The organism is Micromonospora citrea (assembly GCF_049629545.1).
Classification (GTDB): Bacteria; Actinomycetota; Actinomycetes; order Mycobacteriales; family Micromonosporaceae; genus Micromonospora; species Micromonospora citrea_A.
In genome coordinates this window covers 39,739-66,318 of record NZ_JBNADX010000006.1, presented here as the reverse complement: position 1 = coordinate 66,318, position 26,580 = coordinate 39,739, and the positions used below count along the sequence as shown (strand labels likewise).

Annotated in this window: 20 protein-coding genes; 9 read left to right on the top strand and 11 right to left on the bottom strand. The window is 73.0% G+C overall.

The window, feature by feature from the left end:
• Window positions 1-140: 140 nt before the first annotated feature.
• Both ACPFP2_RS09600 and ACPFP2_RS09595 read right to left on the bottom strand, forming a co-directional pair.
• Window positions 141-2,180 (bottom strand): glycogen debranching N-terminal domain-containing protein, encoded by a 2,040-nt coding sequence (locus tag ACPFP2_RS09600; protein ID WP_424088127.1) that lies wholly within the window; start codon window positions 2,178-2,180, stop codon window positions 141-143.
• Window positions 2,177-2,557 (bottom strand): SCP2 sterol-binding domain-containing protein, encoded by a 381-nt coding sequence (locus ACPFP2_RS09595; RefSeq protein ID WP_424088125.1) that lies wholly within the window; start codon window positions 2,555-2,557, stop codon window positions 2,177-2,179. Before ACPFP2_RS09595 ends, ACPFP2_RS09600 begins: the two co-directional genes overlap by 4 nt.
• Window positions 2,558-2,748: 191 nt before the next feature.
• On the opposite strand from ACPFP2_RS09595, the gene ACPFP2_RS09590 reads away from it, so the two are divergent.
• The gene (locus ACPFP2_RS09590; RefSeq protein ID WP_424088123.1) at window positions 2,749-3,303 is read left to right on the top strand and encodes a DJ-1/PfpI family protein; all 555 of its coding nucleotides are present in this window, start codon (window positions 2,749-2,751) and stop codon (window positions 3,301-3,303) included.
• A 3-nt stretch (window positions 3,304-3,306) separates the two neighbouring features.
• On the opposite strand, the gene ACPFP2_RS09585 is transcribed toward ACPFP2_RS09590, so the two are convergent.
• Entirely contained in the window at window positions 3,307-7,680 is a 4,374-nt protein-coding gene (locus ACPFP2_RS09585; protein ID WP_424088121.1) for a tetratricopeptide repeat protein, read from the bottom strand.
• A 223-nt stretch (window positions 7,681-7,903) separates the two neighbouring features.
• Window positions 7,904-8,320, bottom strand: coding sequence for a hypothetical protein (locus ACPFP2_RS09580; RefSeq protein WP_424088119.1), 417 nt, complete (start codon window positions 8,318-8,320; stop codon window positions 7,904-7,906).
• A 317-nt stretch (window positions 8,321-8,637) separates the two neighbouring features.
• On the opposite strand from ACPFP2_RS09580, the gene ACPFP2_RS09575 reads away from it, so the two are divergent.
• Window positions 8,638-11,502, top strand: a complete 2,865-nt coding sequence (locus ACPFP2_RS09575; RefSeq protein WP_424088117.1) for an AfsR/SARP family transcriptional regulator — start codon at window positions 8,638-8,640, stop codon at window positions 11,500-11,502.
• Between the two features lie 54 nt (window positions 11,503-11,556).
• Here the strand turns inward: ACPFP2_RS09575 and ACPFP2_RS09570 are convergent, their stop codons facing one another.
• Complete coding sequence (locus ACPFP2_RS09570) at window positions 11,557-12,069, bottom strand: MarR family winged helix-turn-helix transcriptional regulator (RefSeq protein ID WP_424088116.1); 513 nt, start codon at window positions 12,067-12,069, stop codon at window positions 11,557-11,559.
• Between the two features lie 38 nt (window positions 12,070-12,107).
• On the opposite strand from ACPFP2_RS09570, the gene ACPFP2_RS09565 reads away from it, so the two are divergent.
• Together ACPFP2_RS09565 and ACPFP2_RS09560 are read left to right on the top strand one after the other, a co-directional pair.
• Window positions 12,108-12,911, top strand: a complete 804-nt coding sequence (locus tag ACPFP2_RS09565) for a potassium channel family protein (protein WP_424088114.1) — start codon at window positions 12,108-12,110, stop codon at window positions 12,909-12,911.
• Between the two features lie 363 nt (window positions 12,912-13,274).
• Window positions 13,275-14,834: a metallophosphoesterase family protein gene (locus ACPFP2_RS09560; protein ID WP_424088112.1), complete on the top strand. Its 1,560-nt coding sequence runs from the start codon at window positions 13,275-13,277 to the stop codon at window positions 14,832-14,834.
• 34 nt (window positions 14,835-14,868) lie between these two features.
• On the opposite strand, the gene ACPFP2_RS09555 is transcribed toward ACPFP2_RS09560, so the two are convergent.
• Both ACPFP2_RS09555 and ACPFP2_RS09550 read right to left on the bottom strand, forming a co-directional pair.
• On the bottom strand, window positions 14,869-16,068 hold the full coding sequence (locus ACPFP2_RS09555; protein ID WP_424088110.1) for a DUF2254 domain-containing protein: 1,200 nt from the start codon (window positions 16,066-16,068) through the stop codon (window positions 14,869-14,871).
• A gap of 178 nt (window positions 16,069-16,246) precedes the next feature.
• The gene (locus ACPFP2_RS09550) at window positions 16,247-18,136 is read right to left on the bottom strand and encodes a protein kinase domain-containing protein (RefSeq protein ID WP_424088109.1); all 1,890 of its coding nucleotides are present in this window, start codon (window positions 18,134-18,136) and stop codon (window positions 16,247-16,249) included.
• A gap of 277 nt (window positions 18,137-18,413) precedes the next feature.
• Here ACPFP2_RS09550 and ACPFP2_RS09545 point away from each other — a divergent pair, with 277 nt between their 5' ends.
• The 3 genes from ACPFP2_RS09545 (at window position 18,414) to ACPFP2_RS09535 (ending at window position 19,866) form a co-directional block, all read left to right on the top strand.
• The gene (locus tag ACPFP2_RS09545; RefSeq protein ID WP_424088108.1) at window positions 18,414-18,716 is read left to right on the top strand and encodes a DUF1330 domain-containing protein; all 303 of its coding nucleotides are present in this window, start codon (window positions 18,414-18,416) and stop codon (window positions 18,714-18,716) included.
• 59 nt (window positions 18,717-18,775) lie between these two features.
• Window positions 18,776-19,315 (top strand): DUF421 domain-containing protein, encoded by a 540-nt coding sequence (locus tag ACPFP2_RS09540; RefSeq protein WP_424088106.1) that lies wholly within the window; start codon window positions 18,776-18,778, stop codon window positions 19,313-19,315.
• 137 nt (window positions 19,316-19,452) lie between these two features.
• Window positions 19,453-19,866 (top strand): DUF305 domain-containing protein, encoded by a 414-nt coding sequence (locus ACPFP2_RS09535; protein ID WP_424088105.1) that lies wholly within the window; start codon window positions 19,453-19,455, stop codon window positions 19,864-19,866.
• Window positions 19,867-19,987: 121 nt separating this feature from the next.
• Here ACPFP2_RS09535 and ACPFP2_RS09530 read toward each other — a convergent pair whose 3' ends face one another.
• The 3 genes from ACPFP2_RS09530 to ACPFP2_RS09520 all read right to left on the bottom strand — a co-directional run bounded on the left by ACPFP2_RS09530 (window position 19,988) and on the right by ACPFP2_RS09520 (window position 21,676).
• Window positions 19,988-20,281 (bottom strand): BON domain-containing protein, encoded by a 294-nt coding sequence (locus ACPFP2_RS09530; protein WP_424088103.1) that lies wholly within the window; start codon window positions 20,279-20,281, stop codon window positions 19,988-19,990.
• 274 nt (window positions 20,282-20,555) lie between these two features.
• Window positions 20,556-21,521 (bottom strand): N-acetylmuramoyl-L-alanine amidase, encoded by a 966-nt coding sequence (locus tag ACPFP2_RS09525; protein WP_424088101.1) that lies wholly within the window; start codon window positions 21,519-21,521, stop codon window positions 20,556-20,558.
• Entirely contained in the window at window positions 21,521-21,676 is a 156-nt protein-coding gene (locus ACPFP2_RS09520) for a hypothetical protein (RefSeq protein WP_424088099.1), read from the bottom strand. The genes ACPFP2_RS09525 and ACPFP2_RS09520 overlap by 1 nt, the downstream gene beginning before the upstream one ends.
• A 307-nt stretch (window positions 21,677-21,983) precedes the next feature.
• Here ACPFP2_RS09520 and ACPFP2_RS09515 point away from each other — a divergent pair, with 307 nt between their 5' ends.
• Complete coding sequence (locus ACPFP2_RS09515) at window positions 21,984-23,813, top strand: AMP-dependent synthetase/ligase (RefSeq protein ID WP_424088097.1); 1,830 nt, start codon at window positions 21,984-21,986, stop codon at window positions 23,811-23,813.
• 86 nt (window positions 23,814-23,899) lie between these two features.
• Window positions 23,900-24,823, top strand: coding sequence for a TerC family protein (locus ACPFP2_RS09510; protein ID WP_424088095.1), 924 nt, complete (start codon window positions 23,900-23,902; stop codon window positions 24,821-24,823).
• A gap of 111 nt (window positions 24,824-24,934) precedes the next feature.
• Here ACPFP2_RS09510 and ACPFP2_RS09505 read toward each other — a convergent pair whose 3' ends face one another.
• On the bottom strand, window positions 24,935-26,395 hold the full coding sequence (locus ACPFP2_RS09505) for a pectate lyase (protein WP_424088093.1): 1,461 nt from the start codon (window positions 26,393-26,395) through the stop codon (window positions 24,935-24,937).
• Window positions 26,396-26,580 lie beyond the last annotated feature (185 nt).

Here is a 26,580-nt window from a genome sequence, read left to right as displayed (position 1 = left end):
CCGGCCGGGCCCTCGAGCGTCGCCGTCCGTCAGGGCACAGCGGCCCGCCCGCTGTGTGCCGCACACCGGACGCGGTCGACCCGGGTGGGACTCCGGCACCGCTGAGGGCGGTGGATCTCGGACCGGTGTCGTTCCGTGGCTCAGGCGGAGATGTCCTTGCGGCCCCAGCGACCGGGCACGTTGTGCAGCACCAGCCGGTCGAGACCGTCGGGCAGGCTGGGGCGGCTGACCAGGTGGTCGCCGACGGGTTCCAACCCGAGCATCGCCCGCAGCAGCAGGAGCGTGGTTCCGGCGGACCACGCCTGTGGGCTGCACGCGGTGGGGTACTCGACGGGATAGCGGGTCAGGTCGCGTTCGTAGCCGCCGAACGCCTCGGGCAGTCGACCGGCGAAGTAGCCGGCCGCCTCGATGATCGCGATGGCGATCCGGGCGGACTCCCGGTCGAAGCCGTAGCGGCGCAGCCCCCAGGCGATCAGGCTGTTGTCGAACGGCCACACCGTGCCGATGTGGTAGCCGATCGGGTTGTACCGGGCCTGGTCGGTGGCGAGGGTGCGTACTCCCCAGCCGGAGAAGAGTTCCGGGCTCATCAGGTGCCGCGCGACCTCATCGGCGCGGGACTCGTCGACGATGCCGCTCCACAGCAGGTGGCCGATGTTGGACGTCAGCGCGTCCACCTGGTCGCCGTTCGCATCGAGGGCGAGGGCGTAGTAGCCGTGCCGCTCTATCCAGAAGTCCCGGTTGAAGCGTGCCTTCAGGTCGGCGGCCTCCCGTTCCAGCCGTTCGGCGAACGCCGGGTCGCCCCAGAACTCCCGGGCGAGCCGAGCGCCGCGGATCTTGGCGTCGTAGGCGTAACCCTGGAGTTCACAGGTGGCCCGGGGGAAGCCGGGAAGCCGCCCGTCCCGGTAGCAGATGCCGTCGTCGGAATCCTTCCAGCACTGGTTCTGCAACCCCCGCCGGGCGCTGCGCCGCTGGTACCAGATGTAGCCGTTGCCCATAGCGTCGCCGTAGGTGTCGATCCAGTCCAGGGCGGCGCGCGCTTCCCGCTCGAACCGGTGCACCATGGTCGCGTCCCCGGTCCACCGCTCGTACTCGTCCATCAGCACCACGTAGAGCGGGGTGGCGTCCGCCGAGCCGTAGTACGGGGTGTGGGGCTGCTCCTCGAACGCGGCGCTCTCGCCGTAGCGGAACTCGTGCAGGATCTTTCCCGGCTCCTCGTCCCGGAAGTCGTCCAGTCGGCTGCCCTGCGGGATGGAGAGGGTGTAGATGGTGGCCGCGGCGAGCTGCGGGGCGAAGGGGAGCGCCTGAAAACTGGTGATGATGCTGTCCCGGCCGAAGATGGTCATGAACCAGGGCAGCCCGGCGGCCGGCACGCTCAGCCCGGCGGAGACCAGCGGGGTGTAGCGCAGCGCAGCCAGGTCGGCGATGCTGCGCCGGTACGTCCCGATCAGCGACTCGTGGTCCGTCTCCAGCCGAGGGGCGTTGTCGAACCACAGCTCCAGGTCCTCGGCGAGGGGCGGCCTGCGTCGGGGGGTGCCCCCCAGGCTGGCCCGTACGGTACGGCGCTGCGGGCCGAGCATCGACGCCCGCAGCTTCAGCACCCACATCTTCTTCGGCTCGAGCCGCGCCGTGGCGGTCAACCCGTCGAGATCGACGTCGCTGCGGCAGTTGCTCGGGTCGATCTCGCTGCCCAGGTCGCAGCTGATCATCACCTCGCGGTGGAAGTCCTCCCGCTGGTACCCGAGGAACAGGTTGCCGTTCTCGATCCGGGAGGAGTAGCCACCCTTCTTCTTCGTCTGATGCCGGATCTCGAAGATGTCCGCGAAGTCGCTGGCCACGTCGAGCCGTACGACGAGATCGGTGGGCTCGTCGCCGTGGCTGATGATGGTCAACTGGTCTTCGAACTCGTCGTTGATCGTCTGCTGGCGGATGATCGACATGGTCGAGTCGAAGTCGTGGGTGGCGCTCGCCGGGGCGAGGAAGAACCGGGCCTGGTAGTACTGGAGGTCGTCCAGGGACAGGGAGTAGAGCGACCTGCCGTTGACGGTCAGCTGCCATTTCGACAGGAACCGGGTGTCCCAGGAGAAGAGCCCGGTGGGGAAGGTCGGCGAGGCGCTGAAGTCCCCGCGCCGGTCGGTGACGACGAAGGAGTTGCCGTCCAGGATGCGTACCAGGTCGCTCACCGCTGCCCTCCCGGCGGCGGTGGCACCAGGTCGCGCGGACTGCGGGCAGCCGGTGGGCCGGGGAACAGCCGCTCCAGCAGTCGGAACAGTTCCACCCGGCCCTCGAGGACGAGATTTCGTGTCAGCCAGGCCGTGGTGAGATTCCGCTCGCCCCGGGCGGCGGCGTCCAGCAACGCCTTGTCGCCGTGCAGGACGCAGTCCGCCGGGCGGTTCTCCCGGGAGACGGTGATCGTGCCGGAGGCGATGGTGATGTGCCAGTGGTGGATCTGCCCGTCCTCGGTGAGATCGAGGCGGATCGTGCCGTCGACCCTGGCGAGCCGTTGCAGGTACGGGCAGTCGGCCAGTTCGCCCAGGAACTCCTCGATCGAGGCTGACATCGGCTCCCCGTTCGTCGCTCGCCGGCGGTGCCCGAGGCCGACCTCCGCCGGCCCCGCCGATCGCCTGCCATCATCGCACGAAGTGCCCCCATTCGACCCTTATGATCGATACCATCGCTCTCAGGCATGAGGTTCCGCTGGTCCACCGTCTTGGCGGACCAGCGGCAGAGCAGTAGCGGGACGGGGCGAGCATGGAGAAGGTGCTGCTGATCACCGGGGACGCGGCGGAGTCACTGGAGGTCCTCTACCCCTACCAGCGGTTGCTCGAGGAGGGGTACGACGTCCACATCGCCGCACCGGCCGCCAAGAAGCTCCAGTTCGTCATCCACGAGTTCGTCGAGGGCTTCGACACGTACGCCGAGAAGCCCGGATACGCCTTCCCGGCGGACCTGGCGTTCACGGACGTGAACCCCGCGGACTACCTCGCACTGGTCCTGCCCGGCGGCCGCGCACCCGAGTATCTGCGCAACGACGAGGACTGCCTGCGGATCGTCCGGCACTTCGTCGAGGCGGACAAGCCGATCGCCCACCTCTGCCACGGGCCGCTCATCCTGGCCGCCGCAGGGGCGCTCGACGGTCGGCGCGCCTCGGCCTACCCGGCGCTCGCGCCCGACATCAGGGCCGCCGGTGCGGAGTACGTCGACACCGAGGTGCTGGTCGACGGTCTCCAGGTGTCCGCGCCGGCCTGGTCGGCCAATCCACCGTGGATGCGGGAATTCCTCAGGATCCTCCGGTCCCGCCAGTGACCGTCAGGGATCGGCGCCGTCGCCGGGAGGCGTACCGATCCGCTGCCGGATGGCGGTGGCCTCCGCCGGCTCGCCGCACCTCTCCAACGCCTCGGCCAGGAAGCGGTACGCCTGCAGGTACGCCGCGCCGGCGCGCTGCGGGTCGCGCTCGGCGAGCGTCCTGTGCAGCTCGACCGACTCCCTCGCCGCCCTGAGCGCGCCGGGCAGGTTCCGGCCGGTCAGCAGGCAGACATGGGTGTATGCGGACAGTGACCGCGCCAGCAGGGGAAGGTAGGTGGGCCGGTCCCGCCCGGCCAACCGGCGGCGGATGGTGACCGCCTCGGCGACCGCCGTCAATGCCTCCCGGCCCTGCCCCCGGTCGGCCAGCAGCAGGCCGAGGTTGTGCGCCGACACGGCCAGGTCCGGCAGGTACGCGTCGGAATCGGCAGCGGCGAGCTGCCGGCGGATGTCGGCGGCCTCCGTCGCGGGGGCCAACGCCTCGTCGTGCCGTCGCAGGTCCGACAGGAGCACCCCGAGGTCGTCCAGGGCGCAGGCCAGCAGGCCCCGGTGCGCGTCCGGGTCGACCAGTCGCCGCCGGATGGCGATCGCCTCCTCGACCGGCCCGAGCGCGTCCCGTCCGCGCCCGAGGTCGGCCCAGAGGTTGCCGAGGTTGTGCAGTGACGTCGCGAGGTCCGGCAGGTGCTCCGGCGCCGTCGCCGCCAGGCGACGGCGGAGGGTGACGGCTTCCTCGGCGGGGGAGAGCGCCCCCTCGAGGCGGCCCTGCCGTCGGAGGGTGACGGCGAGGTCGTTCAGGCAGGTGGCGAGGTCCGCCGAGTGGGTGTCCGGATCCTCGTCGGCGAGCTGACGGTAGACCGGTAGGACCGTCTCGAGGGCCACCCCGGCCTCGTCCGCGCGTCCCATCTTTCGGAGCAGGACGTACTGGTTCCACAGGGACGTGGCGTGGTCGGCCCGATGGTCGTCGGTCCCGGCCGGCGGTTCGAGGACGGTCACCGCCTCCGAGGCTGCGGCCAGCGCCTCCTCACCCCGTCCCAGGTCCCACAGGCGCCGACTCAGTTCGGTGGCCACGGCGCTGACCCACCTGCCGTGCTCGCGCGGGTCGGACCGCGCCAGTCGCCGACAGAGCAGCAGGCACTCCTCGGTGGTGGCGGCGGCCTCCTGATGTCGCCCTGACTCGTGCAGCAATTCCCCGAGCGCGTACAGCGCGCCGAAGTGCGCCAGATGGTCGGCCCGATCGGTCCGGTTCGCCCGCCGTCGGACCCGGACGGACTCGTGTGCCGCGTCGAGAGCGTCGGCCTGCTCGACGCGAGCGCCACGGCGGACCCGGACGAACTGGTCCAGGGACCGGGCCAGCTGCGGCAGGTGCGCGGGATCGGTCTCGGCGAGCTGTCGTGACAGCATCACCGCCTCGCGGGTCGCTGCCAGCGCCTCGTCGTGGTGACCGGACCGGGCCGACGCTCCGGCGAGCAGCTCGAGGGCCCGCAACAGATCCGCACGGTGGGTCGGCGTATCACCGCCGTGCTGCTCGCGGCGCAACTGGACGACTTCCCGGGCCGCCACCGCAGCGGACTCGTGGTCCTCCAGCCGCCCGAGGAGTTCGGCGCGCAGCTCCCCGACATCGGCGATCACCCCCGTCGACTCGCCGCCGCCCAGCTCCCGGTACAGGTCGGCGACCTGCGAGAGCGACTGCTGGGCCTCGTCCAGCGAACCCTCCCTGATCATCGACAGGCTGCGCTGCACCAGCACCAGTGCCCGGTCCGGGGCCGGGGCCGACGTCAGCCAGGCGAGCTCGTCGGCGTCCACCGGCTCGGCCAGGACGGCGGCGGCCTCGGCCGACCGCCCGGACGCGGCCAGCAGGCCGGCGAGCCGACCCGGCAGCACCGCCAGCGATGGGCGGTAGATGGCCGCGACCGATCCGGGCCCATCGCGGTGCAGCCCGAGGGCCTCGGCGTACCTGTCGAGAGCGGCATCGTCGTCGCCCTCCCGCTCGGAGAGCGTGCCCGACTGCACGAGTGCGAGGATCAGCCCGCCACGGTGGGCGTCGGGGTTGTCGGCGGCCAGCGCGCGATACAGCTGGACGGCCTCCGCCGCCGCGTCCCGCGCCGGCTGACCGCTCTCGGCCGAGGCGAGGTTGAGCAACGCGTGGGCCAGCTCCGCCCGGTTCATGAGCGGGTTGTCCCGGTCCAGCTCCCGCAGCAGCCGCAGCGCCTCCCGTAGTGGAGCCACCGCCTCGTCCCGCCGGCCCGCCGCCAGCAGACGCGCGCCGAGGTTCCCCACCGCTCGGGCGTACTGCGGCAGGTGCGCGCCCGGGCTCGTCCGCACCCCACGGCGGTGCAGCGCGATGGCCTCCCGCGTGATGGTGAGGGCCTCGTCCGGCCGGTCGGCCTCGAGCAGCCGGTTACCCACGGTGTCCAGCGTCGAGGCGAGATGCGACTCGTACCGCTGTGGGTCGGTCGAGGTGAGCGGACGCAACAATTCGATGGCTTCCTGGCTGGCGGTCAGCGCCTGCTCGCCCCGGCCTTGGTCCGCCAGCCAGTTGCTGAGGTTGTTCAGGCACAGCGCCATCGGGAACCGGTAGCGGTCGGGTTCGGACTCGACGAGACGCCGGTACAGCGCGAGCGCTTCGCCGCCGACGACGGTGCTCCGGTCCCGACGGCCCTGACCCGCCAGGGCGATCCCCAGTACGTCCAGGCAGGCGGCGAGGTGGCCGGAGAACCGGCCGGGGTCACCGTCGGCGAGGGCCCGGTACGCCGTGGTGGCCCGCTCGAGCGCGTCGACCGCCGCCGCGTACCGGCCGGCGTTGACCAGCCGCCGACCGAGCGTCCCGTAGGCGACGGCCCGGTCGGTGTCGTCGTCGGCCCGCCGCAGCCGCTCGCGCGCGGTCCGTTCGGCGACGTCGGCGGCGCCCAGGTCGAGGTCGACGAACGGGACCGCGGGCAGCTCCGCCTCCACGGCCTCGAGAACGGCCACGTCGACGTGCGGGCTGGCGGCGAGCATGCTCAACGTCGTGCTGCCCGCGACCACGGCGAGCCAGGGCCGTTCGCGCAGCAGCGGGTTGAGCTGCTCGTCGGCGAGGCGGGGCCAGCGGTCGGCAGCCGCCACCAGGAAGACCATCGCCCGCGCCACCGACGCGTACTCGCCGGGCGCGGTCGGCTCCCGCAGCACCTCGCGAAGCCGGGTCGACGCCCAGGGCCGGGTGTGCCGGTGCGTCAGGGTGTGGGCGAGGAAGTCCTCGGCCAGCCGGTCCGGATACAGCGGCTGGAGCACCACCGGTTGCCGACCCTCGTCCGGGGCGGGGTAGCAGCGGTCGTGGTCGGTGATGATCCGGTCCGCGGGCAGTTCCCGCTCCACCCGGTCGAGCAGCGCGACCGCGTCGGGATAGGCCAGCGGCCCGGCCAGCACCGCCGTGAACGTGGTGCGGGCCATGACGCTCGCCGGGGTGTGGTGCTCCAGTCCCCGCGTGCGCTCCTCGTACAGCCGGGACCAGTGGGCCTCTTCACGGTCGAGCAGGTACCGGGTCAGTTGGCCGGGCTCGTCCGGCGGCCGTGCCCCGGTCACGTGGGCGTCGACGGCGACCAGGGCCGCCACGTGCAGGGCCAGGGTGAGCCCGAAGTCCTCGTGGCGCAGGTCGGTCGGCGCGGCGATGACCGACGGGTCGTCGACGCCGTGGACGGCGGCGAAGGCGTCCCGGGCCACGGCGAACATGGTGGACCGCTCGTCCTGGTCCCGGCCGGTGATCGGCAGCAGGGCCTGCGCCGAGACGTCCGCCTGGACCCCGGCCCTGCGCAGCTCCCCGCGTACCGCCGGCCAGCCGGCGTCGGAGCGGGCCAGCAGCAGCACCCGGGCCGGCCGGTCCGGGCGGTGCAGCAGGCTGTTGCGCAGCATCCAGACCACCGTGGTCAGCGGCCACCGGTCGGCGTAGTCCACCACCAGCAGCACCCCCCGGTGCTCGTCCAGGCGCAGGTCCTGGCTAGCGGGGGAGGGCGTCGCGGCGCCGACGCCCAGACCGGCCAGCACCACCCGCCACCCTGCCGCGCGGGAGTCGGCCGCGAGCCGTGCGGCGAGCCGGCTCTTGCCCTGGCCGCCCGCGCCGTGCAGCAGCCGTACGCCGAGCCGGGGGCCGTCGTCGCGCCACCGGCGCAACGCGTCCAGCTCGCGGGCACGGCCGGTGAACGGCACCACCTGCGCCTGCGCGTCGAGCATGCGGCTGGGCAGTTGACGCAGGTCGGCATCGCTCCAGCCGGGCCGGGGCTGTTCCTCGTGCAGCAGGTACAGCGGGGTGCCGTCGCCGTGGACGTGGACGTCCGCGCCGACGGCGCCGTACGCGAAGCCCGCGGTGGCGGTGACGTGCTGGACGACGTCGCCCGGCGCCCCGCTCACCGCCGGGCCCCCCGGGCGGCGGGCGCGAGGTGGCCCGCCGTGCCGGTCACCGGCGCTGTCTCGACCGCTGTCATCGGTACCGTTCCACTGTCGCCGTGCATCGTCGCCCCAGTGTGCCGAGGCGGCGTCCCGGCACGACGCCGACGGCCGTGTCGCGATGCCGACAGCGGTGCGAGGTCGCGGACGCCGGTGACCGAGAGGGCGGGCAGCGCGCTGCGCCGGGTCAGCGTGGGTCGTCGGTCCGGGTCGGCGCGGGGTGGTTGATGATGTTGCCGTTCATCACGCCCTGCGCGGTGCCGCCGCCGGTGACCTGGATGTACTGCGTCTGCTGGACGCCGGCCGGCGGACCGTCGGCGCCAGGTCCCGCCGACCCCGGCGGCAGGTCCGCGTTGTCGGCCGGCCGGCTGCCGGCCCGATGACGGGTGGCCCGGTCGAGGAGCACCAGCGCGGTGCCGAGGGCTCCGACCGGCAGTGCCAGGACGTTGGCCCAGCCCACCCACTGGTCGAAGTCCGCACCGGCACGCGCGCCGAGTGCCTTCGTGACGACCCACGAGCCGACACCCACGATGCCGATGGCGACGAGCACCCAGGCTCCGCGCCGGACTCCGTTCCACCACTGCCCGCCCACGCCGTCCATCATCACCCGTCGGGGCCACGGACCGCGGCTGCCGGTCGGGCTCCCGACGAGCGGACACCGCGCCGAGCCCACGGGCGTCCGATCGGCGCACCGCTCACGCGCGGGTCGCGGCGAGCTGGAGGCCGAGTCGCGGCGACCGGTCCCACACCGGGCCGACCACCGCCGGACCGCACCCGCCCGCGTCGGGACGCCGTCGGCGCGGCACGGCCGCGGTGGTCCCAGACCGTGGCACCGTCGATCATGATTGGTCGCCTGCCGCCCGCCCTCCCTAAACTGCACTTTCAGTGACACCGAGGTGGCGGGTCGGCCGGGATGGGGGTGTGGTGCGGGTAGCGGTGCTCGGGCCGTTGGAGCTCGGCGAGCCGGACAGCCGCCTCGCCGTCGGTTCCCCCAAGCAGCGGACCACCCTGGCGTTGCTGATCGCCCGGGCGGGCACCGTGGTGTCGATCGAGGAGTTGATCGCGGAGCTGTGGGGCGAGCGGCCACCGCGCTCCGCCCTGGCCAACGCCCGGATGTACGTGGCGAACCTGCGTCGGCTGCTGGCCGCGCACGACGACGCTCCCCAGGTCCGCAAGGCCGGCGGGGGATACCTGCTCACCCTCGACGATCAGGCGTACGACCTGCGGCAGTTCCGGGACCTGGCGCGACGCGGCCGGGCGTTGCTCGACGACGGCGACGCGACCGAGGCAGGGCGGCAGTGCCGGCAGGCGATCGACCTGTGGCGGGGCCGGCCGCTGGCGGACGTGCCGACCGGTGAGCTGCTCGACGCCTGGGTGCTCGGGGTGGAACAGGAACACCTGCGGGTGGTGCACTGCCAGGCCGAGGCGATGCTGCGGTCGGGCCGGGCCGACCGGGCCGTGGACCTGGCGCGGGAGTTGCTCGTCCGTGACCCGTTGCGGGAGCCCACGTACGAGCTGCTGATGCGGGCGCACCACGCGGGGGGCGACGTGGCCGCCGCGCTCGCCGCCTACGACAGCGCCCGCCGTCGCCTCGGGTCCGAACTCGGCATCGAGCCCGGCCCGGCGCTGCGCGAGCTGCGCCACGTCGTACTCGATCGGGGTGGCGGACGGGCGGCGGGCCCGGACGGCGGCGCGGTGACGGCCGGCTCGCCGCCCGCCCCGGAGCCGGTGCCCGAGCGCGCGGTGCCCCGGCAGCTGCCGGCCGACATCCCCGCGTTCGCCGGGCGGGCCCGGCACCTCGACCGCCTCGGCGCCCTGCTGCACCGGGCCACTGCGGCCGAGGTGCCGGTGACCGTCGTGGTGACCGGTCCCGCCGGGGTGGGCAAGACGGCCTTGGCCGTGCACTGGGCGCACCGCGTCGCCGACCGCTTCCCCGACGGGCAGCTCTACGTCGACCTGCGGGGTTTCGGACCCGAGCGGACCCGGACCGGTCCGGCCGAGGCGCTGCGCGGCCTGCTCGACGCGCTGGGCGTGCCACCGCACCGGCTGCCCCGGACGGTCCAGGCGCAGGTCGGCCTCTACCGCAGCCTGCTGGCCGGCCGGCGGGTCCTGCTCGTCCTGGACAACGCCCGCGACGCCGAGCAGGTCCGGCCGCTGTTGCCCGGCTCGGCGGGCGCGCTGACCGTGGTGACCAGCCGCGACCAGATGTACGGGCTGGTCACCAAGGAGGCCGCCGAACCGCTGCCGCTGGCGCTGATGTCGCCGCCCGAGGCCCGTGAACTGCTCTCCGGGCGGCTGGGCACGACCCGGACCCGGGCGGCGGCGGAGGCGGTGGACGAGATCGTCACGTCCTGCGTCGGGCTGCCGCTGGCGTTGGCCGTCGTCGCCGCCCGCGCCGCGATCGAGCCGGACGTCCCGCTGCCGCGCCTCGCCGCCGACCTGCGCCGCACCCGACGGCTGGACGCCCTGGCCCCGGACCGCACCGTCGACGTCCGCTCGACGCTGTCGTGGTCGCACCACCTGCTCGACGAGCCGGCCACCCGGCTGTTCAGCCTGCTGGCCGCCCACCCCGGCCCCGATGTGAGTCTGCCGGCGGTGGCCAGCCTCGCCGGCCTGCCGCCGGCACGGGCCCGGCAGGTGCTGGCCGACCTCGTCTCGGTGAACCTGCTCGCCGAGCACCGGCCCGGACGGTTCCAGTTCCACGACCTGCTCCGCGAGTACGCCGTCGAGCGCCTCGACGAGGGTGATCCGGCCGACCGGGCCGCCGCGCTGCGCCGGCTGCTCGACCACTACCTGCACACCGCCTGCCGGGCAGAGCGGCTACTGAACCCGGTGCGCAAGCCGCCCGCCCTGCCACCGCCGTCGCCGGAGGTGACCGTCGAGGCCATCGACAGCGCGGAGGCCGCCCTCGCCTGGTTCACCCGGGAACGGGCCGGGCTCGTCGCGATGGTCGCCGAGGCGGACCGGGCCGGCCTGCCCGAGCGCACCTGGCTGCTCGCCTGGACGTTGAGTTCGTTCTTCGACACCCGCGCCTACTGGGCGGACTGGCAGCGCGCCCAGCAGCTCGCCCTGTCCGCCGCGCGGACCACCGGCGATCCGGGCCGGCAGGCGGACGCCCACCGCTGCCTGGCCCGCGCCGGTGTCCGGTTGGCACGCCCCGACGAGGCGCACGACCACTACGCGCAGGCGCAGCGGATCTACCAGGAGATGGGCGAGCTGCCCGGCCAGGCCGTCGTCGAACTGAACCTGTCGCTGCTGGCCGAGCAGCAGGACCACCCGCGCGAGGCGCTCGACCACGCCCGGCGGGCACTGGAGCTGTTCCGCCGGGCCGGCGACCGGCCGGGGGAGGGGCGGGCGCTCAACGGGGTGGGCTGGTGCCACGCTCGCCTCGGCGAGCACGAACACACCCTGCGGCACTGCGCCGAGGCCCTCGCGGTGCTCGGCGCGGTGGGCGACCGGGCGGGACAGGCGGCGGCCTGGGACAGCCTCGGTTACGCCCGGCGGCATCTCGGCGACCACGACGAGGCGGTCGCCTGTCACCAGCGGTCGCTGGCCATCTACCGGGAGCTGGGGCACCGGTACTGGGAGGCGTCGGTGCTCATCCACCTCGGTGAGGCGTACCTCGACGGGGGCGACGAGCCGGCGGCCCGGGCGGCGTGGCGGGGCGCCCACGACATCCTGGTCGCGATCGGTCACGGTGAGGCGGAACAGGTCCGCGCCCGGCTCGACCGGCTGGCGTCGGCGGTGGAGCCGGTGGCGGCGGTCGACCGGCGTGAGGGCCGGTGACCGGCGGGACCGTGGTTGCCCGGCGGCTCACCCGGGCGAGGTGCGGGTGAGGCGTCAGGGGTGGGCCGTGCACTGCTCCCATCGCTGCCACCACTGTTCCTCCGTGGGCTCCCCGGCGGCGACCACCAGCGCCTCGATCAACTCGGCGGGGGTACGCGGCCGGCTCCCGTCGGCGATCCGCAGGAGACGTCGGATCTCATCGGTCCGACGCCGTAGGACGTCACCCACCAGCGTCTTGCCCGTCTCGGTCGGCGTCAACCAGGCGACCCGCCGGTCGGTCGGGCGGTGGTGGCGGGCGACGAGTTCCCGGCGTACCAGGCGGTCGCAGGTCCTGGTCGCCGTCGACGGGTGGACGCCCAGCCGGGCGGCCAGGTCCACCGTGCGCATCGGGCCGTGCGAGGCCAGGACGACCAGCGTCCGGTACTGCGACAGGGTGACCTCCGCGTCCAGCGCGGCCAGCGTCCGGGCGGTGATCCCCACGAGCGTACGGCTCAGCGCGGACAGCCCGTCGAGCAGATCGTCGTGGCCGGGAGTCGACGGGGTGCCGTCGTCCACGTACAGTCCCATCCGAAAATGATTGCACGGATACATGCAAAGGCGTTCAGGTGGAACCCTTCATCCAGACCGTGGACGAGACCCGGCCCGTGGACCGGGCGGCGAGGTGGGAACGCCTGACGGCGCTTCCCCTGACGATCCTGTCGATCCTCTTCCTGGCCGTGTACGCGGCGCCGATCCTCCGACCCGACCTGCCCGGGCCGTGGCGACTCGCCTGTGAGGTGACGACGGTCGTCATCTGGCTGCTGTTCTGGGTCGACCTTCTGGCGCGCCTGAAGCTGGCCACGCGCCGGCGACGGTTCCTCCGGGACCATCTGTTCGACATCGCCGTGCTGGTGCTGCCCGTCCTCCGCCCACTGCGCGCCCTGCGCCTGGTCACCGTCGTGCTGACCCTCAACCGCAGGACGGAGACCTGGGCCCGGGGCCGGCTCGCCGTCTACGTCGGTGCCACCACCCTGCTCCTGGTGCTGGTGTCCGCGCTGGCCGTGCTCGACGCCGAGCGCTTCTCCGCCGACGCGAACATCTCCTCCTACGGCGACGCGCTCTGGTGGTCGGCGGTCACCATCACCACGGTCGGCTACGGGGACCACTACCCGGTCACCGTCGCCGGCCGGTTCGTCGCCCTGGCCCTGATGATCGGCGGCATCGGACTGATCGGTTTCGTCACCGGTTCGCTGGCGACGTGGATCGTGGAACGGGTCTCCGACACGGGGCGACCGGCCCCGGCGACGGTCGACGACATCGCGGTCCTCCGCGCGGAGATCGCCGCCCTGCGCGAGCAACTCGGTCCACGGGTGACGGGGGCAGCGGACGAGCCGGACCAGCAGAGCCGTGCGGCCCCCTCCGCTCGTTGATCGACGCCGCCGGCACGCACGCCGTGCTCATCGGGGTTGCCGGCCGTGGCGCCACTGTTCGCCGCCGCCGTGGACGCCTGGCCGGTGTGCCCGGCACGGGATAGCCTGGCGCCCGGGAAACTCATTGCACGTATGCAGGTATCGGTGGGACGGGGGTGGCGGGTGAGCCTGACGATCGTCCACGCCGGTCCCGTCGTCGTCCGTATCCGGCTGCGCGCAGAGCTGGACGTCGAAACCTCCGGTCCGGTGCACGACGCCGTCCCCCGGTGTGCGGGGAGTGCTCGACGGCATCGACGACGCCCGGCCGACGCCGCACCCTGACCACCCTCGTCCCACACCATCCCACAGATCGGACCCCGGCCCGTGACCCCTGCCTCCGGAGCCTCGCCGTACCGACGCGCCGTCGCCGACCGCCTCGCGCGGTGGGCCGCCCGGCCGGCCCGGCTCGTACGGTCGCCCTGGCCCCGTCGGGTCCTGAGCGGGGCGGCGGTGCTGGTCGTCACCGCTGTCGGCGTCATGATCGGCACGCTCCTCGCCGCGCGGGGAACCGGCGACGTCGGGCCGCTGCGGGTCGCGTTCCAGCTGTCCCCGTCGATGGACGGTGGCACCGAGGTCGCCGTCCCACCGCTCGGCTCGCTGTACCTCGACAGCCACGATGGTCCCGCACGGCTCACCGTCCGCCTCGAATCGCTGGACCAGCGACGGACCGAAGCCCTGATCAACGACCCCTCCGGTCTCACCCGGGCGGGCGACACCGCGCCGCAGGACATCCGCGACGCCCTGGTCCGCCTCGGGCTCCGGACGCTCGGCGTCTCGGTCCTCGCGTCGATGCTGCTCGCGGCCCTGACCTTCCGCTCGGTGCGCCGGGTCGCCTGGTCGGGCGGGCTCGCCCTGCTGGTCACCGGCGGCACCCTCGGCACCGCGGCCCTGACGGTACGGCCACAGGCGTTGGCCGAGCCCCGCTACGAGGGCCTGCTGGTCAACGCCCCGGCGCTGATCGGTGACGCGCAGCGCATCGCCGACGACTACACCCGTTACGCGGAGCAACTGCAGCGGCTGGTCGGCAACGTCGGCAAGCTCTACGCCACCGTGTCGAGCCTGCCGATCTACGAGGCCGCGCCGGACACCACCCGCGTGCTGCACGTGTCGGACCTGCATCTCAACCCCGCCGCCTGGCCGGTGATCAAGACCCTGGTCGAGCAGTACGACATCGACCTCGTGATCGACACCGGGGACATCACCGACTGGGGCAGCGAGCCCGAGACGTCGTACGTCTCGATGATCGGCCAGTTGAAGGTGCCTTACGTCTACATCCGGGGCAACCACGACTCACCCCGTACCGCGGCGGCGGTGGCGAGCCAGCCGAACGCGATCGTCTTGGACGACTCGGTCGCGGTGGTCCGCGGTGTGACGATCGCGGGTGTCGGTGACCCCCGCTTCACCCCCGACAAGCAGGAGTCGGAGGCGGGGCCCTGGGAGGAGCCGGCGACGACGGTCGAGGGCACGGGGGAGCGGCTCGCCACGACGATCCGGTCGCTGGACGTGCCGGTGGACGTCGCACTGGTGCACGACCCGGCGTCCGCGGCGCCGCTCACCGGTGTCGCGCCGCTCGTCCTGGCCGGGCACACGCACCGCCGGGAGGTGACCGTGCTGCCGCCCGCCGGGGAGTTGGCCACCCGGCTCGCGGTGCAGGGCTCCACCGGCGGCGCGGGGCTGCGCGGGCTCGAGGGTGAGGAGCCCATGCCGCTGGCCCTGTCGGTGCTCTACCTCGGCCCCGACCACAGGCTCCAGGCGTACGACGACATCCGTGTCGGTGGCACCGGCCGGGCGCAGGTCAGCCTCGACCGTACCGTGGTCGACGACACCCCGCCCACGGAGGCCCCGGTGCCGTCCGCCCCGAGCGTCGCCCCCGTCGGTCGCTAGCCCGCGGACCGGGTGGCCGTCGCGCCCGGGTTCGTCACGGCGTCATCTCCGCCAGCCGTCGACGCACTGCCGGCAGGTGCTCGGGCAGGGCCACCGTCGTGAGGTCCCGCAGCATCTCGACGAGGGCCTGGGTGATCCTCGGCTGGTCCCGGCCGGCGTACGCGACGTCGTCCACCGCGACGGCGAGGAGACTGTCGAAGCTCTGCCGGCGGGCCATGGCGCGGACGGTGCCGTCGTCGTCGCGGACGGCCCGGGGCCGCCGTGGTCGGACCGCCAGCCGGCGGAGCAGGTCGTGCATCTCCTGCACGGCCCGTTGGGCGGTGGTGACGTCGTTGATGCCCGGTGACAGGGCCCGCTCGGCGATGTCGGCGAGCTGCCGCAGACCGAATCCGATGTCCTGGCCGGGGGTGCGTTCGACGCTGATGCTGACCGCCTGCACGGTGTCGTTCGGGTCCAGCGGCGTCGGCGGCCGGTCGTCGACCGGGTGGACGTGCAGCAGCGGGGTGCCCTCGGCGACGAAGTCCCCCGGACCCGGCACCACCGAGATGGCGCAGCGGTGACGTCGGGCGATCTCGGCCAGGAGGTCGAGATCGACGTCGTCGATCATTCCCGGCCCGAGCGCACCGATCACCTGGCAGATCCGGCCCGGGTGTTCCGGCTCGCCGTCGTCGTCGCTCGACCGGTCGGCGTCCAGGCAGCGGCGGGTCTGGACGCCGATCGACGCGATGATGTGCGACACCCGCATCACGGTGGTGATGTGGTGCAGGTAGTAGATGAAGACGGCGGTGCTGCACAGCACCAGCGCCATCGACGCGGCGAGCGACAACTCGGGCAGCCGTCCCGCCGCCCGGTCGGGCAGGGCGGCGAGCACCACCATGGCGAACAGGAACGTCGCCACGAAGGTGCCCAGCGTGATCTGGATGACCCGGTCCTGCAGGAAGGTGCGCAGCACCCGGGGCGAGTACTGGCTGCTGGCCAGTTGCAGGGCGACCACCGTGATGGAGAAGACCAGGGCGGTGAACGAGATCATCGCCGTGATGATCGAGGAGAGCAGCGACCGGGCGCCCGCCGGGCCGCTGGGCAGGATGCCACCGATCGGCAGTACCAGCCGCAACTCCAGCACCGACAGCCCGACGGCCAGCAGCACCGCGCTCACGGCGAACACCGCCGGGATCAGCCAGAAGCTGCTTCGTACCGACGCCAGGCGAGAGGATCGGGTCTGCGTCCTGCTCACCTGCGCGTAATCCCCGCGCCGTGCCGGCGTACACCTGCCGCGTCGCCGGTGGGACGGACCGGCCGGAGGCGACAGGGTGCCGGTGGCCGGGCAGGGCGGCGCCCGCAGCGCCGCTCCCACCCCCGCGAGCGTCGGCCCGACGTCCGGTCCCGCTCCGGCGGGATGGCCGGACCGCCGGTCATGCGTCGTTCCCGGGCGGTGAGTCCGGGCTCGGCCGGGTCGTGCCGGCCGGGCTCGCACCGGTGGACGCCGTCGGGGTGGCCTGGTCGGCCGGTTCCGTCGACTCGACCGGACCAGGGACGTCCGGCGAGGACGAGGGCTGCGGCGGGGACGAGGGCTGAGGCGGGGACGAGGGCTGCGGCGGGGACGAGGGCTGCGGCGGGGAGGACGTCTGTGGCGGGGAGGGGGCGCCGGTGGTCGGGGAGGGCCGGGGCGAGTCGCCCGGGACACCCGGTGAGGTCGGGGCGCCGGTCGACGGCACGGTGGTGGGTGCCCGGCCCGGGCTCGCGGGGGTGGTGCTACCGCCGGTCGCCGTTTGGTCGCGCCGACCGCTCCCGGTGTTTTCGCCGTCCCGCCCACCGCCTCCGCCGGGAGCCGCCCTGCTGGGCCCGACGGACGGTGTGGCGACGGTCGTGGAGGTGATGGACGTGGACGCCCGGCGGCACGGTACGCCGTCCACGGCGAAGCGGGTCGGCTCACCGCGGGTGGAGTCGTCGTAGGTGCCCCACAACCTGACCGTCGTCGTGTTGTCGGGGCCTGCGGGACCGTCGACCCGGATCGTGACGGTGCGCGCCTCTTGGCGCAGGCGAACGCCCTCGGTGCCGCCGGTGAGCCGCTGGCCGACGGGCAGCGCGAACGACAGCGTTCGATCTCCGGACCCGACTGCGCCGGCATGCGTGACGGTCAGCTCGGCGGCAAACGTGCCGTTGGACCCTCGGTGGGAGGTGTACCTCGCCGTGCATCCTGAAGCGGACCCGTCCGATCCGGCTCCCGCACCCTCCGCGGCGTCGTCCGCGGAGGTGAGCCCGGGCAGTTGTGCCGCGAGTGCGGCCGCCAGTGCCGTGGACGGTACGGCCGCCAGCAGCAGGCTGCGCCGGGCGGTGCCGCGCCGCCGCGGTGCCCGACCACTCGCCGCCGGTCGCGCGGCGCGGTCCGTGCCCGTCCCCGTGCTCCGAACCGACGGAACGGCAGCGCGGGTGGCCGGGACGAGACCGGACGTGGCGTCTGTGCCGATCGCCGGTCGGACCGCGATCGCCGGCCGTGCCCCCACCGCCTCCGACAGCAGCTTCCAGACCTGGCCGCTGGTGGGTCGGTCCGCGGGATCCGACGCCAGGCACCGGGCGCAGAGCCCGGCGACGGCCTCCGGCAGGCCCGGTACGGCGGTCACCGGCGCGGCGTGATCCGAGGCGAGTAGCTCGGCCCTGCTGTCGCCCTGCCGTAGCGGCACGCCCACGAGGCATTCGTGCAGCAGCAGGCCGAGTGCGTACACGTCGCTGGCGGGTACGGCCGCGTCGCCGCGTGCCTGCTCGGGGGCCATGTACCGGGGGGTGCCCAGTACCTCGCCGTGCTCGCCGACGGTGCGCTGACCGACGCCCAGGGCGATCCCGAGGTCCACGAGCTTCACGCCGGCCGGGGACAGCAGCACGTTGCCGGGCTTGACGTCCCGGTGCACCAGGTCCGCGGCGTGCGCGGCGGTGAGGGCTGCCGCCACGTCCGCGCAGACCCGCACCGCGTCACGCCAGTCCATCGCCCCGCCGGCGTGCAGCCTGGCGGCGAGCGTCTCGCCGCGGACGAACTCCATCACCAGGTACGGGACCCGCCGGTAGCCGCGCAGTCGCGCCTCGCCGTAGTCGTACACGTTGGCGATGTGGGGGTGGTTGAGTTGTGCGGCGGCGAACGCCTCGGCGCGGATCAGCTCGCGGGAGCGTCGGTCGCTGGCCAGCTGCGGAGCCAGCAGCTTCACCGCGACGGTGCGGTGCAGCAGTTCGTCCTCGGCGCGCCAGACGACCGCCATGCCGCCTCGGCCCACCGGCTCCACCAGCCGGTAGCGTCCTGCCAGCAGCCGCACGTCCTGCACCTCCTCGGTGTCTGGTCGCGGCGTCCGTCAACGGGTCCGCACGCCGCTCGGGTCGCGGACCTCAACGACGTACCCCTCGACGGATCAGGGAAAACGGCCCGGCGGCCGGGTCCACCGAGCCGGTCGGGATCAACGGCGGCGGCGCAGGCGTGCGCACACCGGTAGGTTCGGCGACAGGATCGTCGAGACGAGGAGTGCGAATGGCTGTCGACCCTCGGGGCGCCGCCCTCAGGAGTTCCTGAGCGCCGACCCGCAGGGGCCGGTCGTCATGCTCAACCTGTTGCGCTTCGCGCCCGGCGGCCGGGAGTCCTACGCCCGGTACGCCGCCGCCCTTCGTGACGTCTTCCTGCCCCGGTACGGGGGCGAGGTGCTCTACGCCGGTGACGGCGGACCGGCGCTCGTCGCCGAGGACGGTCAGTCCTGGGACTCGGTGCTTCTGGTCCGCTATCCGAGCCGGGAGGCGTTCAGTCGGATGGTCGCCGACCCGGAGTACCAGGAGGTGACCCGGCTGCGCACCGATGCCCTGCGGGAGGCGGTCCTGCAACCGACAACCTCGTGGTCGACGCCGTGAGGGCGGCGACAGGGGCCGGGACGGCGCACGGTTCGGGCTGCCGCGGGTAGGAGGAGACGATGTTTCTGGACAATCCCGTCGATCTGATCCGCCTGGCGATCGTCGCGGCTCTGACGTACCCGGCCCTGATCGCACTCCTGCGGTTCTCCGGCAAACGGACCCTGTCGAAGCTGAACGCCTTCGATCTCGTGGTGACCGTCGCCCTGGGTTCGACGCTGGCGACCATCCTGCTGTCCCGCGACGTCTCCCTCGCCGAGGGGCTGCTGGCGTTGGCCCTGCTGGTCGGACTTCAGTTCCTCGTCGCGTTGCTCACCGTACGGTGGCCGGCGTCGCAGCGGCTGGTCAAGTCGGCGCCGACGCTGTTGCTCCACCGGGGCGAGCTGCGGCGGGACGTCGTGCGCGCCATGCGGATCAGTGAGAGCGAGATCCGGCAGGCGGCCCGCAGCCAGGGGTACGGGGACCTGAGCCGGCTGGCCGCCGTGGTCCTGGAGACCGACGGCAGCCTGAGTGTGATCGGTCAGGACAAGCTCGGGGACGGCAGCAGCCTCACCGATGTCAGCGCGGCTGACGGATCGGGTCCGGGCTCGCAAGCCGACTGAGCGGGTAACTGCTGCCGCAGCTGGCAGGACCGGGAAAGATTGTGCTCCTGCCCTGCTGGTTGTCCGACCGGCCAGCCTGTGCGACGTCGTCGTGGAATGGAGGGACCGATGAAGATCTTGTGCGGTTCGGTGTGGTCATGAGTGTGAGCCTGGCCGTGATGTTCGTCCTCACCCTGTCGCAGATTCGCCGCTTCGGTGACTTCTACCTCAACCTCAGCAACTTCTACATGTCGTTGATCATGGTCGCGGCGATGGGGATCATCATGATGGTCGTCATGCACGGCATGTTCACGAACAAGCGCCTGAACCTCGTGCTGTACATCGGATTCGCCGCCCTGTTCCTCGGCGGATTCGCCGCGGTCCGCACCGAACCGCTGGTAAGCAACAAGGCATTCCTGAAGTCGATGATTCCGCACCATTCCCGGGCCGTGCTGGTCTGCCAGGAGCCGGACATCACCGACCCGGAGATCGTGGAACTGTGCGGCCAGTTCGTGAAGTCCCAGGAGGAGGAGATCACCCAGATGAAGCGGATCCTGGACGACCGGTACTGACGGGCACGGGCTGCCCTCGTAGGGCGTCGTCGGACGTCAGGGCGGCCGACGGTGCCGAACCGCAGGCGCCGCGCGGGCCGCCGCCTCGCCCGCGCAAGCCGGGCCGACGGCGGGCCTCCGGTCACCGTCGGCGGCGTCGCTCGGCGATCCGGAGCATGTTGCAGACGTCGACGACGCCCGGCACGTCCCAGGCCAGTTCCGCCGCGACCCGGCGTGCCTCATCGCCGTACACCAGGCCGGCGAGGATGGCGACCCGGTTCTGCACCGAGACGGTGATCTGCTGTCGCCGGGTCGTCCAGTCAATGCTCAGCCGCTGCGCGACCAGTGCCTCGATGCGCAGGTCGTCGCTGTCCGGCTCGGGCCGGTCGACGTTCGCGGCCCAGTTCCCGTCGGGGTGTGACCACGGCATGTACACGAGGGCTCCTCGTCGGTGGGACCCGGTCGGGCTCCGATTCGGCATCCAGGATCCGGGCCCCGGTTGGCGATGGCGACGCGGATCTGTGTCAGTTGCGTGACAACCGCCGTGCCGAGGAGAGTTCCGGTCCACGGCCGGGATGACGAGGTGAATCGTCGGGTGGCGGCTCGGACGGTGCCGCCCTTTCGTCGGTGCGTGCGGGCCGCCGGAGCGGCCGACCACTCGTCGCGCGGTGACGTCCGGGCGGTCGTCGCGGTCTGGTCGCAGCGGCCGGTCAGACCCGGGTGAGGCGCACGGCGTCGGCGATGATGAGACCGCTGCCGGAACTCCACCGGCTCACCGCCACCCGGTTGGCGTCCCCCGCCGGCAGGGTGAACGTGCCCAGGGTGCGCCACTGCCCGCCGTTGACCCGCTGGTCGGCGTAGACGGTGCGGTTGCCGGTGGTGGTGGCCACGATGTACGGGGTGGCGCTGTTGTAGCCGGAGTTCGCCGGCCACCAGGCGTCGACCCGGTAGCCGGCGGTGGCCGGGACGTTGAATTTGTACCAGGCGGCGTCGCTGGCGGCGACCGGGTTGGCGTAGCGGTAGTCGGCGCCGTAGCGCTGGCCGGAGAAGGACGAGACGCCCCAGTTGCCGCTGGCGGCGAACCGGCCGGCGGTGGCGTTGTCGACCACCGCGCTCCAGGTGGTGCCGCCGCCGGACATCTTCGCGGCCACGTCGGCGCGCATCACGTTCAGGTCGATGAAGGACGGGTCGATCTTGCCGGTGGTGCTCGTCTCCCGATGGCCCCGGGCGTGGCTGGCGTCCCTGCCGAGGCGGGTGAGCACGGCGGCGGTGGCGGCGATCGACGCGTTGTACTGGGCGGTGGTCATCTCCTGGTTGACGCCGTTGTAGTCGATCTCCCACCCGATCATGAGGGTGTTGCCGTCGCCGGCCGGGATCGGCCCGCTGCCGCCGCTGGTCCCGGCGTGGTTGCACCGGCCGGCGGAGATGACGTGGAAGACCCCGTGGTAGTCGACGAGGGCCTGGCAGAGCGGACCGGGCAGGTCGGAGCGACCGTTGATGCAGATGTTCAGGGCCGGGTGCGGGTTGGTGGCGCTGGAGGTGGCCGCGGTGTGGTGCCACAGCACGCCGATGGGGTCGAACGAGCCGGGGCGCATCCGGTTGAGCCAGTCACCCTCCACGACGACCTGCACGCCCGCGCCCCGCAGTACGTCCACCAGCCAGGGGATGGTGGCCATCAGGACGCTCCGAGCAGGTCGGCGAGGCACTCGACCTTCGGTGCGGCGCCGGCCGGGGCGGGTGTGACGGCGACGGTCAGCGTGGCGGCGGTCACCAGCGCGGGGATGCCGAGCACTCCTCGGCGGCGCAGGCGGACGGGGCGCGGAGTGGCCATGATGCTCCTTCATCGAGGTGAGGCGAAGGGATCGACGTACTGCGATGGCGGCAGGTTATATCGAGATGCCCGTCGATGTCGATACCCTTCACTCCCACTCGTTGGGCTGAAGGAATCTGACGGCCAGGGTCGGTCCGGTCGCCGGTGGCGATCCCGGTCGTGCCCGTTGCGGCCCTACCGCTCGACGGCCCTCGTCGGGGCACTTTCGTCATTTCCGGCAGCAGGGACGCGTCAGGTCGCCACGATGGGGGCAGACCCGTATCCGGCGGTCCCCGCCTGCGCCCGCCGGCCGGCGAGGGGGAGGACCATGCAGGACGTGGCAGCGGCACCCGCACCCGTCGGGGCCGTGACACCCGGATTGGCCGAGCAGGTGTGGGTCAACGCCCGGGAGGACCCCGGGGCGGTGCAGTTCGTCCGCCCGACGCCGGTGTCCCGGGCGTGGCCCGCGCGACGGCCGGCGAGCGGCGCGCTGCCGGTGACGTGCGAGCAGTTCCGCGACGACGTGCTGATCCTGGCCCGCGGGTTCCTCGCCGCCGGGGTGGGCCACGGCGACCGGGTCGCCCTGCTCAGCCGCACCCGCTACGAGTGGACCCTCGTCGACTACGCCCTCTGGGCGATCGGCGCGGTGACCGTGCCGATCTACGACACCGCCAGCGCCGAGCAGGTCGGTTGGATCCTGGCGGACTCCGGCGCGGTGGGCTGCGTAGTGGAGCAACCGGGCCAGGCCGAGACCGTCGAGGCCCTGCGGTCGGGCCTGCCGGGGCTGCGCGAGGTCTGGCAGATCGACGCCGGTGACCTGATCGCCCTCGCCGGGCGTGGTCGCGACGTCGACGACGCGCAGGTCGACGCCCGCCGCGCGCGGGTGAGCGGCGGCGACGTGGCGACGATCGTCTACACCAGCGGTACGACGGGACGACCCAAGGGATGCGTGCTGACCCATCGCAACATCCACTGCGACGTCACCGCCGCGGTCGGCGTGCTGCCGCAGATCCTGTACCCGGGAGCGTCGACGGTGCTGTTCCTGCCGCTGGCGCACGCGTTCGCCCGGCTGATCCAGGTGGGCACGGTGCAGACCCGCGCCACGATGGTGCACAGCGGTGACATGAGCGGCGTCCTGCAACAGCTGCGCACCCACCGGCCGACGTTCATCCTGGCGGTGCCGCGGGTCTTCGAGAAGATGTACAACCGGGCGCGGGACACCGCGATCGACGCGCACCGCGGCCGGTTGTTCGCCCTGGCCGAGTGGGTGGCGGTGCGCTACAGCCGCGCGCTCGACACCCCCGGCCGCCCCGGTGTGCCGATCCGGCTCGCCCGTGCGGTGTGCGACCTGCTGGCGTACCGGAAGATCCGGGCGGCGTTGGGCGGACGGTGCCGGACGGCGATCGTCGGCGGCGCGCCGCTCGCCGAACGCCTGGGGCACTTCTACCGGGGCGCCGGGATCACCGTGCTGGAGGGGTACGGACTGACGGAGACGTCACCGGCGTTGACGGCGAACCTGCCGACGGTCCAGCGGATCGGCACCGTGGGGCTTCCCCTGCCCGGCGTGGAGATCCGCATCGCCGACGACGGGGAGATCCTGGCCCGCGGCGACGTGGTCTTCCCCGGCTACTGGAACGACCCGGACGCCACCCGGGAGGCGTTCACCGTCGACGGCTGGTTCCACACCGGTGACCTGGGCAGCTGGGACGAGGGGGGCTGGCTGCGCGTCACCGGCCGCAAGAAGGAGATCATCGTGACCGCGGCGGGTAAGAACGTCGTCCCCGCCCCGATCGAGGAGGCCGTGCGCGCCCATCCGCTGATCAGCCAGTGCATGGTCGTCGGCGACGGCCGCCCCTACCCGGCCGCGCTGGTCACCATCGACGCGAAGGCCTGGTCGCGCTGGCGTGTTGCGCACCACCGGCCCGACGCCTCGGTGGCCGACCTGCGGGACAGCCCGCAACTGCGCGACGAGGTGCAGGTCGCGATCGACCACGCCAACCGGGCGGTGTCCACGGCGGAGCAGATCAAGACGTTCCGCATCCTGCCCGACGATTTCACCGAGCAGGCCGGGGAACTCACCCCCACCCTGAAGATCCGGCGCACCGTCGTCGCCGTGCGGTACGCCGCCGACATCGACGCCCTCTACCGCGGCCACTGACCTGCGGTGAGCAGCAGCCGTCCGGGGCCCGGCACGGCGCCACCGTCCCTACGGCCGGAGGTCCGACGGGTCGGGGGAGGGTGACGGTGGCGTGGGCGGTGCTGGTGGCGGTGGTGGCCGTGATGCTCGCCGTCGACCTGTTCCTGCACCGCGACGACCACGTCATCGGGATGCGCGAGGCGGTGCTCTGGTCCGGGGTCTGGATCGGCGCCGGCCTGCTGGTCGGCCTCGTCCTGTGGTGGTGGCTCGGGGGTGAGGTCGCCGGTGCCTACTACGCCGGATACTTGATCGAGAAGGCGCTCTCGATCGACAACGTCTTCGTCTTCGCGCTGATCTTCACCTACTTCGGGGTGCCCGCCGCGTACCAGCACAAGGTGCTCTTCTGGGGGGTGATCGGTGCGCTGCTGCTGCGCCTGGTGTTCATCTTCGTCGGGGCGGAGCTGCTGGAGACCTTCTCCTGGACGGCGTACCTCTTCGGGACCTTCCTCATCTGGACGGGCTGGAAGATGGCCTTCCGGCACGGCCAGCCGACCGACCCCGGCCGCAACCCGGTCGTCCGGCTGGTACGGCGGGTGATCCCGACCGACCCCCGCTACCACGACGGTCGGTTCGTGATCCGGCTCGACGGCCGGCGCACGGCCACCCTGCTGCTGGTGGTGCTGATCGCGATCGAGGCCACCGACCTGGTCTTCGCCGTCGACTCCGTGGCGGCGATCCTCGCCATCACCACCAGCCCGTTCACCGTCTGGGCCGCGAACGCCTTCGCCATCCTCGGCCTGCGCAGCCTCTACTTCTGCCTGGCCGGCCTGCTGCGCCGGTTCGTGCACCTGCACTACGGGCTCGCCGTCCTGCTCGCGTTCGCCGGGGTGAAGCTGATCCTCGCCGAGACGCCGGTCGGCCGGTTGCCCGTCCCACTGACCCTCGGCGTCATCGCCGTCACGGTCACCGCCTCGATCGTCGCCAGCGTGCTGCGTACCCGGCCGGGCTCGTGCGAGCGGACAGGTCCGTGACGCGGCGGTGAACCGGTGTACGCGCGCCGACGTGCCCACCGTTGGCGGGTGAGCGGTCGTCGCCGGACGGAGCCGAGGGGGCGGGCAGGCGCGCCGCCCCCTCGGCGACCGTCATCGGTAGGTGATGTCGGATTCCTGGTAGAGGCAGTTGACGCCGTCCGGTCCGGACCCGATCTCGGTCGGCTCGCTGCCCTTCTTGACCCCCTTGAACTTCACGCACGGCCGGGTGGACCGTTTCGCGTCGTCGAGGATCGTGATCCGGGTCAGCGTGGCGGTGTCACCGAAGTTGGTGTTGATGCCGGCCAGGATCTTGGTCGAGGTGGCGACGATGTTGTCCAGCACGACGTGCCGCTCGAACGAGTCGCTGCAGTTGCCGCAGGCCCGGTAGAGCTTGCCGGACGACTCGATGCGGAAGTTGCGGATCGTCACGGTGCCGGAGCCGTTGTGCTGGAAGACCTTGTCGGCGCCGGAGCGCGCCCCACCACCGTCCACGAGGAACGGGCCGCCGCCGCGGAAGGTGGCGGCGTCCTCGCCCACGTCCTCCCACCACACGTTGATCAGCGTGCATCGGCCCTCGCAGTGCACCCCGTCGCCGGCCGGTGCGCCGATGACGACGTTGCGCAAAGTGGCCCCGGCGGCGAGCTTGAACATCGGGTCCTGGCTCTCCGACTGTCCGCCGCTGCCGATGCCGAAGTACCGCTTCATCCCGCCGTCCAGGCCGTTGGCGGGGACGGCAATGGTGGCGTCCACCTTCTGGCTGCCGCTCGGGGTCGGCCAGGCCGCCACCGGCGTGGCCGTGGCGGCCGGCGGGCTGCTGCTGGCCGGCGGCTTGCTGGTCGGCGCGGCGGAGGTCGGGGCGGCGGTGGTGGCCGGCGGCTTGCTGGTCGGCGCGGCGGAGGTCGGCGCTGCGGTGGTGGCCGGCGGCGCGCCGGTCGGCGTGCCCGAACCGGGCGTGGCGACCAGCACGTCGTCGAAGGTGCCGGCGGCCCGTGTGGTGAGCAGTCCCGCCCGACCGGTGCCGGGCAGCTTGCCGCTGCCCGAGCCGATCCGGGCGCCGTCGACGTAGCCGCTGACGGTGCCGCCGTCGACCTCGATCGCGAGCGTCCGCCATCCGCCGGTCGTCGCGGCGGCGGGGGCCGCGCCGAGCACGGTCACCTGGCTGCCGTTGACCGCCTGCAGTTCCGCCCGGCCCGCGCCCGTCAGGACCAGCCGGTACATCTTGGTGGCGCTGCTGGCCCGGGCGGCGATGCCCACCGCGCCGCTCGCGCCGAGCGAGGTCGGCTTGACCCGGGCCTGGACCCGGTAGTCCGCCCAGTCCTTGTCGCCGGCGAAGAGCCGGGCCAGTTCGCTGCCGTGGTCCGCCTGACGCAGCGCCTTCGAGCCGTCGGAGACGACCGACCAGTCGCCGCCGGACTTCGACCAGCCGTCGTGGTCGCCGTCCTCGAAGGTGTCCGACAGCAGGGTTCCGGCGAACGCCGACGTACTCATGCCGACCGCGACCGCTGCGGTGGTCGCGACCAGACCCACCGTCGCGAGCAGCGCGGTGCGTCTGGCCTTTCTGGTGACCCGCAAAGGGGACTCCTCATTACTCTCAGTGGCATGGCGGGAACCGCGTGCCCGGCTCCCGCCGCCGCTTCCGATGTGGACGGCGATCACCGTAGCGCGGTCTCTCGTAGGTGCCCCTGAGAGCGGGAATACGTTTTCCTTATCTCTTCCTTTGAGGCGCGTCGACGCGGTGCCCCCGGGTGTCTGTGGGG

Coding starts and splice junctions, on each gene's coding strand:
- ACPFP2_RS09515 (WP_424088097.1), top strand. CDS start 21,984: ATGCAGGACGTGGCAGCGGCACCCGCACCCGTCGGGGCCGTGACACCC.
- ACPFP2_RS09545 (WP_424088108.1), top strand. CDS start 18,414: ATGCTCAACCTGTTGCGCTTCGCGCCCGGCGGCCGGGAGTCCTACGCC.
- ACPFP2_RS09580 (WP_424088119.1), bottom strand. CDS start 8,320: ATGATGGACGGCGTGGGCGGGCAGTGGTGGAACGGAGTCCGGCGCGGA.
- ACPFP2_RS09540 (WP_424088106.1), top strand. CDS start 18,776: ATGTTTCTGGACAATCCCGTCGATCTGATCCGCCTGGCGATCGTCGCG.
- ACPFP2_RS09570 (WP_424088116.1), bottom strand. CDS start 12,069: ATGGGACTGTACGTGGACGACGGCACCCCGTCGACTCCCGGCCACGAC.
- ACPFP2_RS09535 (WP_424088105.1), top strand. CDS start 19,453: ATGAGTGTGAGCCTGGCCGTGATGTTCGTCCTCACCCTGTCGCAGATT.
- ACPFP2_RS09525 (WP_424088101.1), bottom strand. CDS start 21,521: ATGGCCACCATCCCCTGGCTGGTGGACGTACTGCGGGGCGCGGGCGTG.
- ACPFP2_RS09590 (WP_424088123.1), top strand. CDS start 2,749: ATGGAGAAGGTGCTGCTGATCACCGGGGACGCGGCGGAGTCACTGGAG.
- ACPFP2_RS09595 (WP_424088125.1), bottom strand. CDS start 2,557: ATGTCAGCCTCGATCGAGGAGTTCCTGGGCGAACTGGCCGACTGCCCG.
- ACPFP2_RS09520 (WP_424088099.1), bottom strand. CDS start 21,676: ATGGCCACTCCGCGCCCCGTCCGCCTGCGCCGCCGAGGAGTGCTCGGC.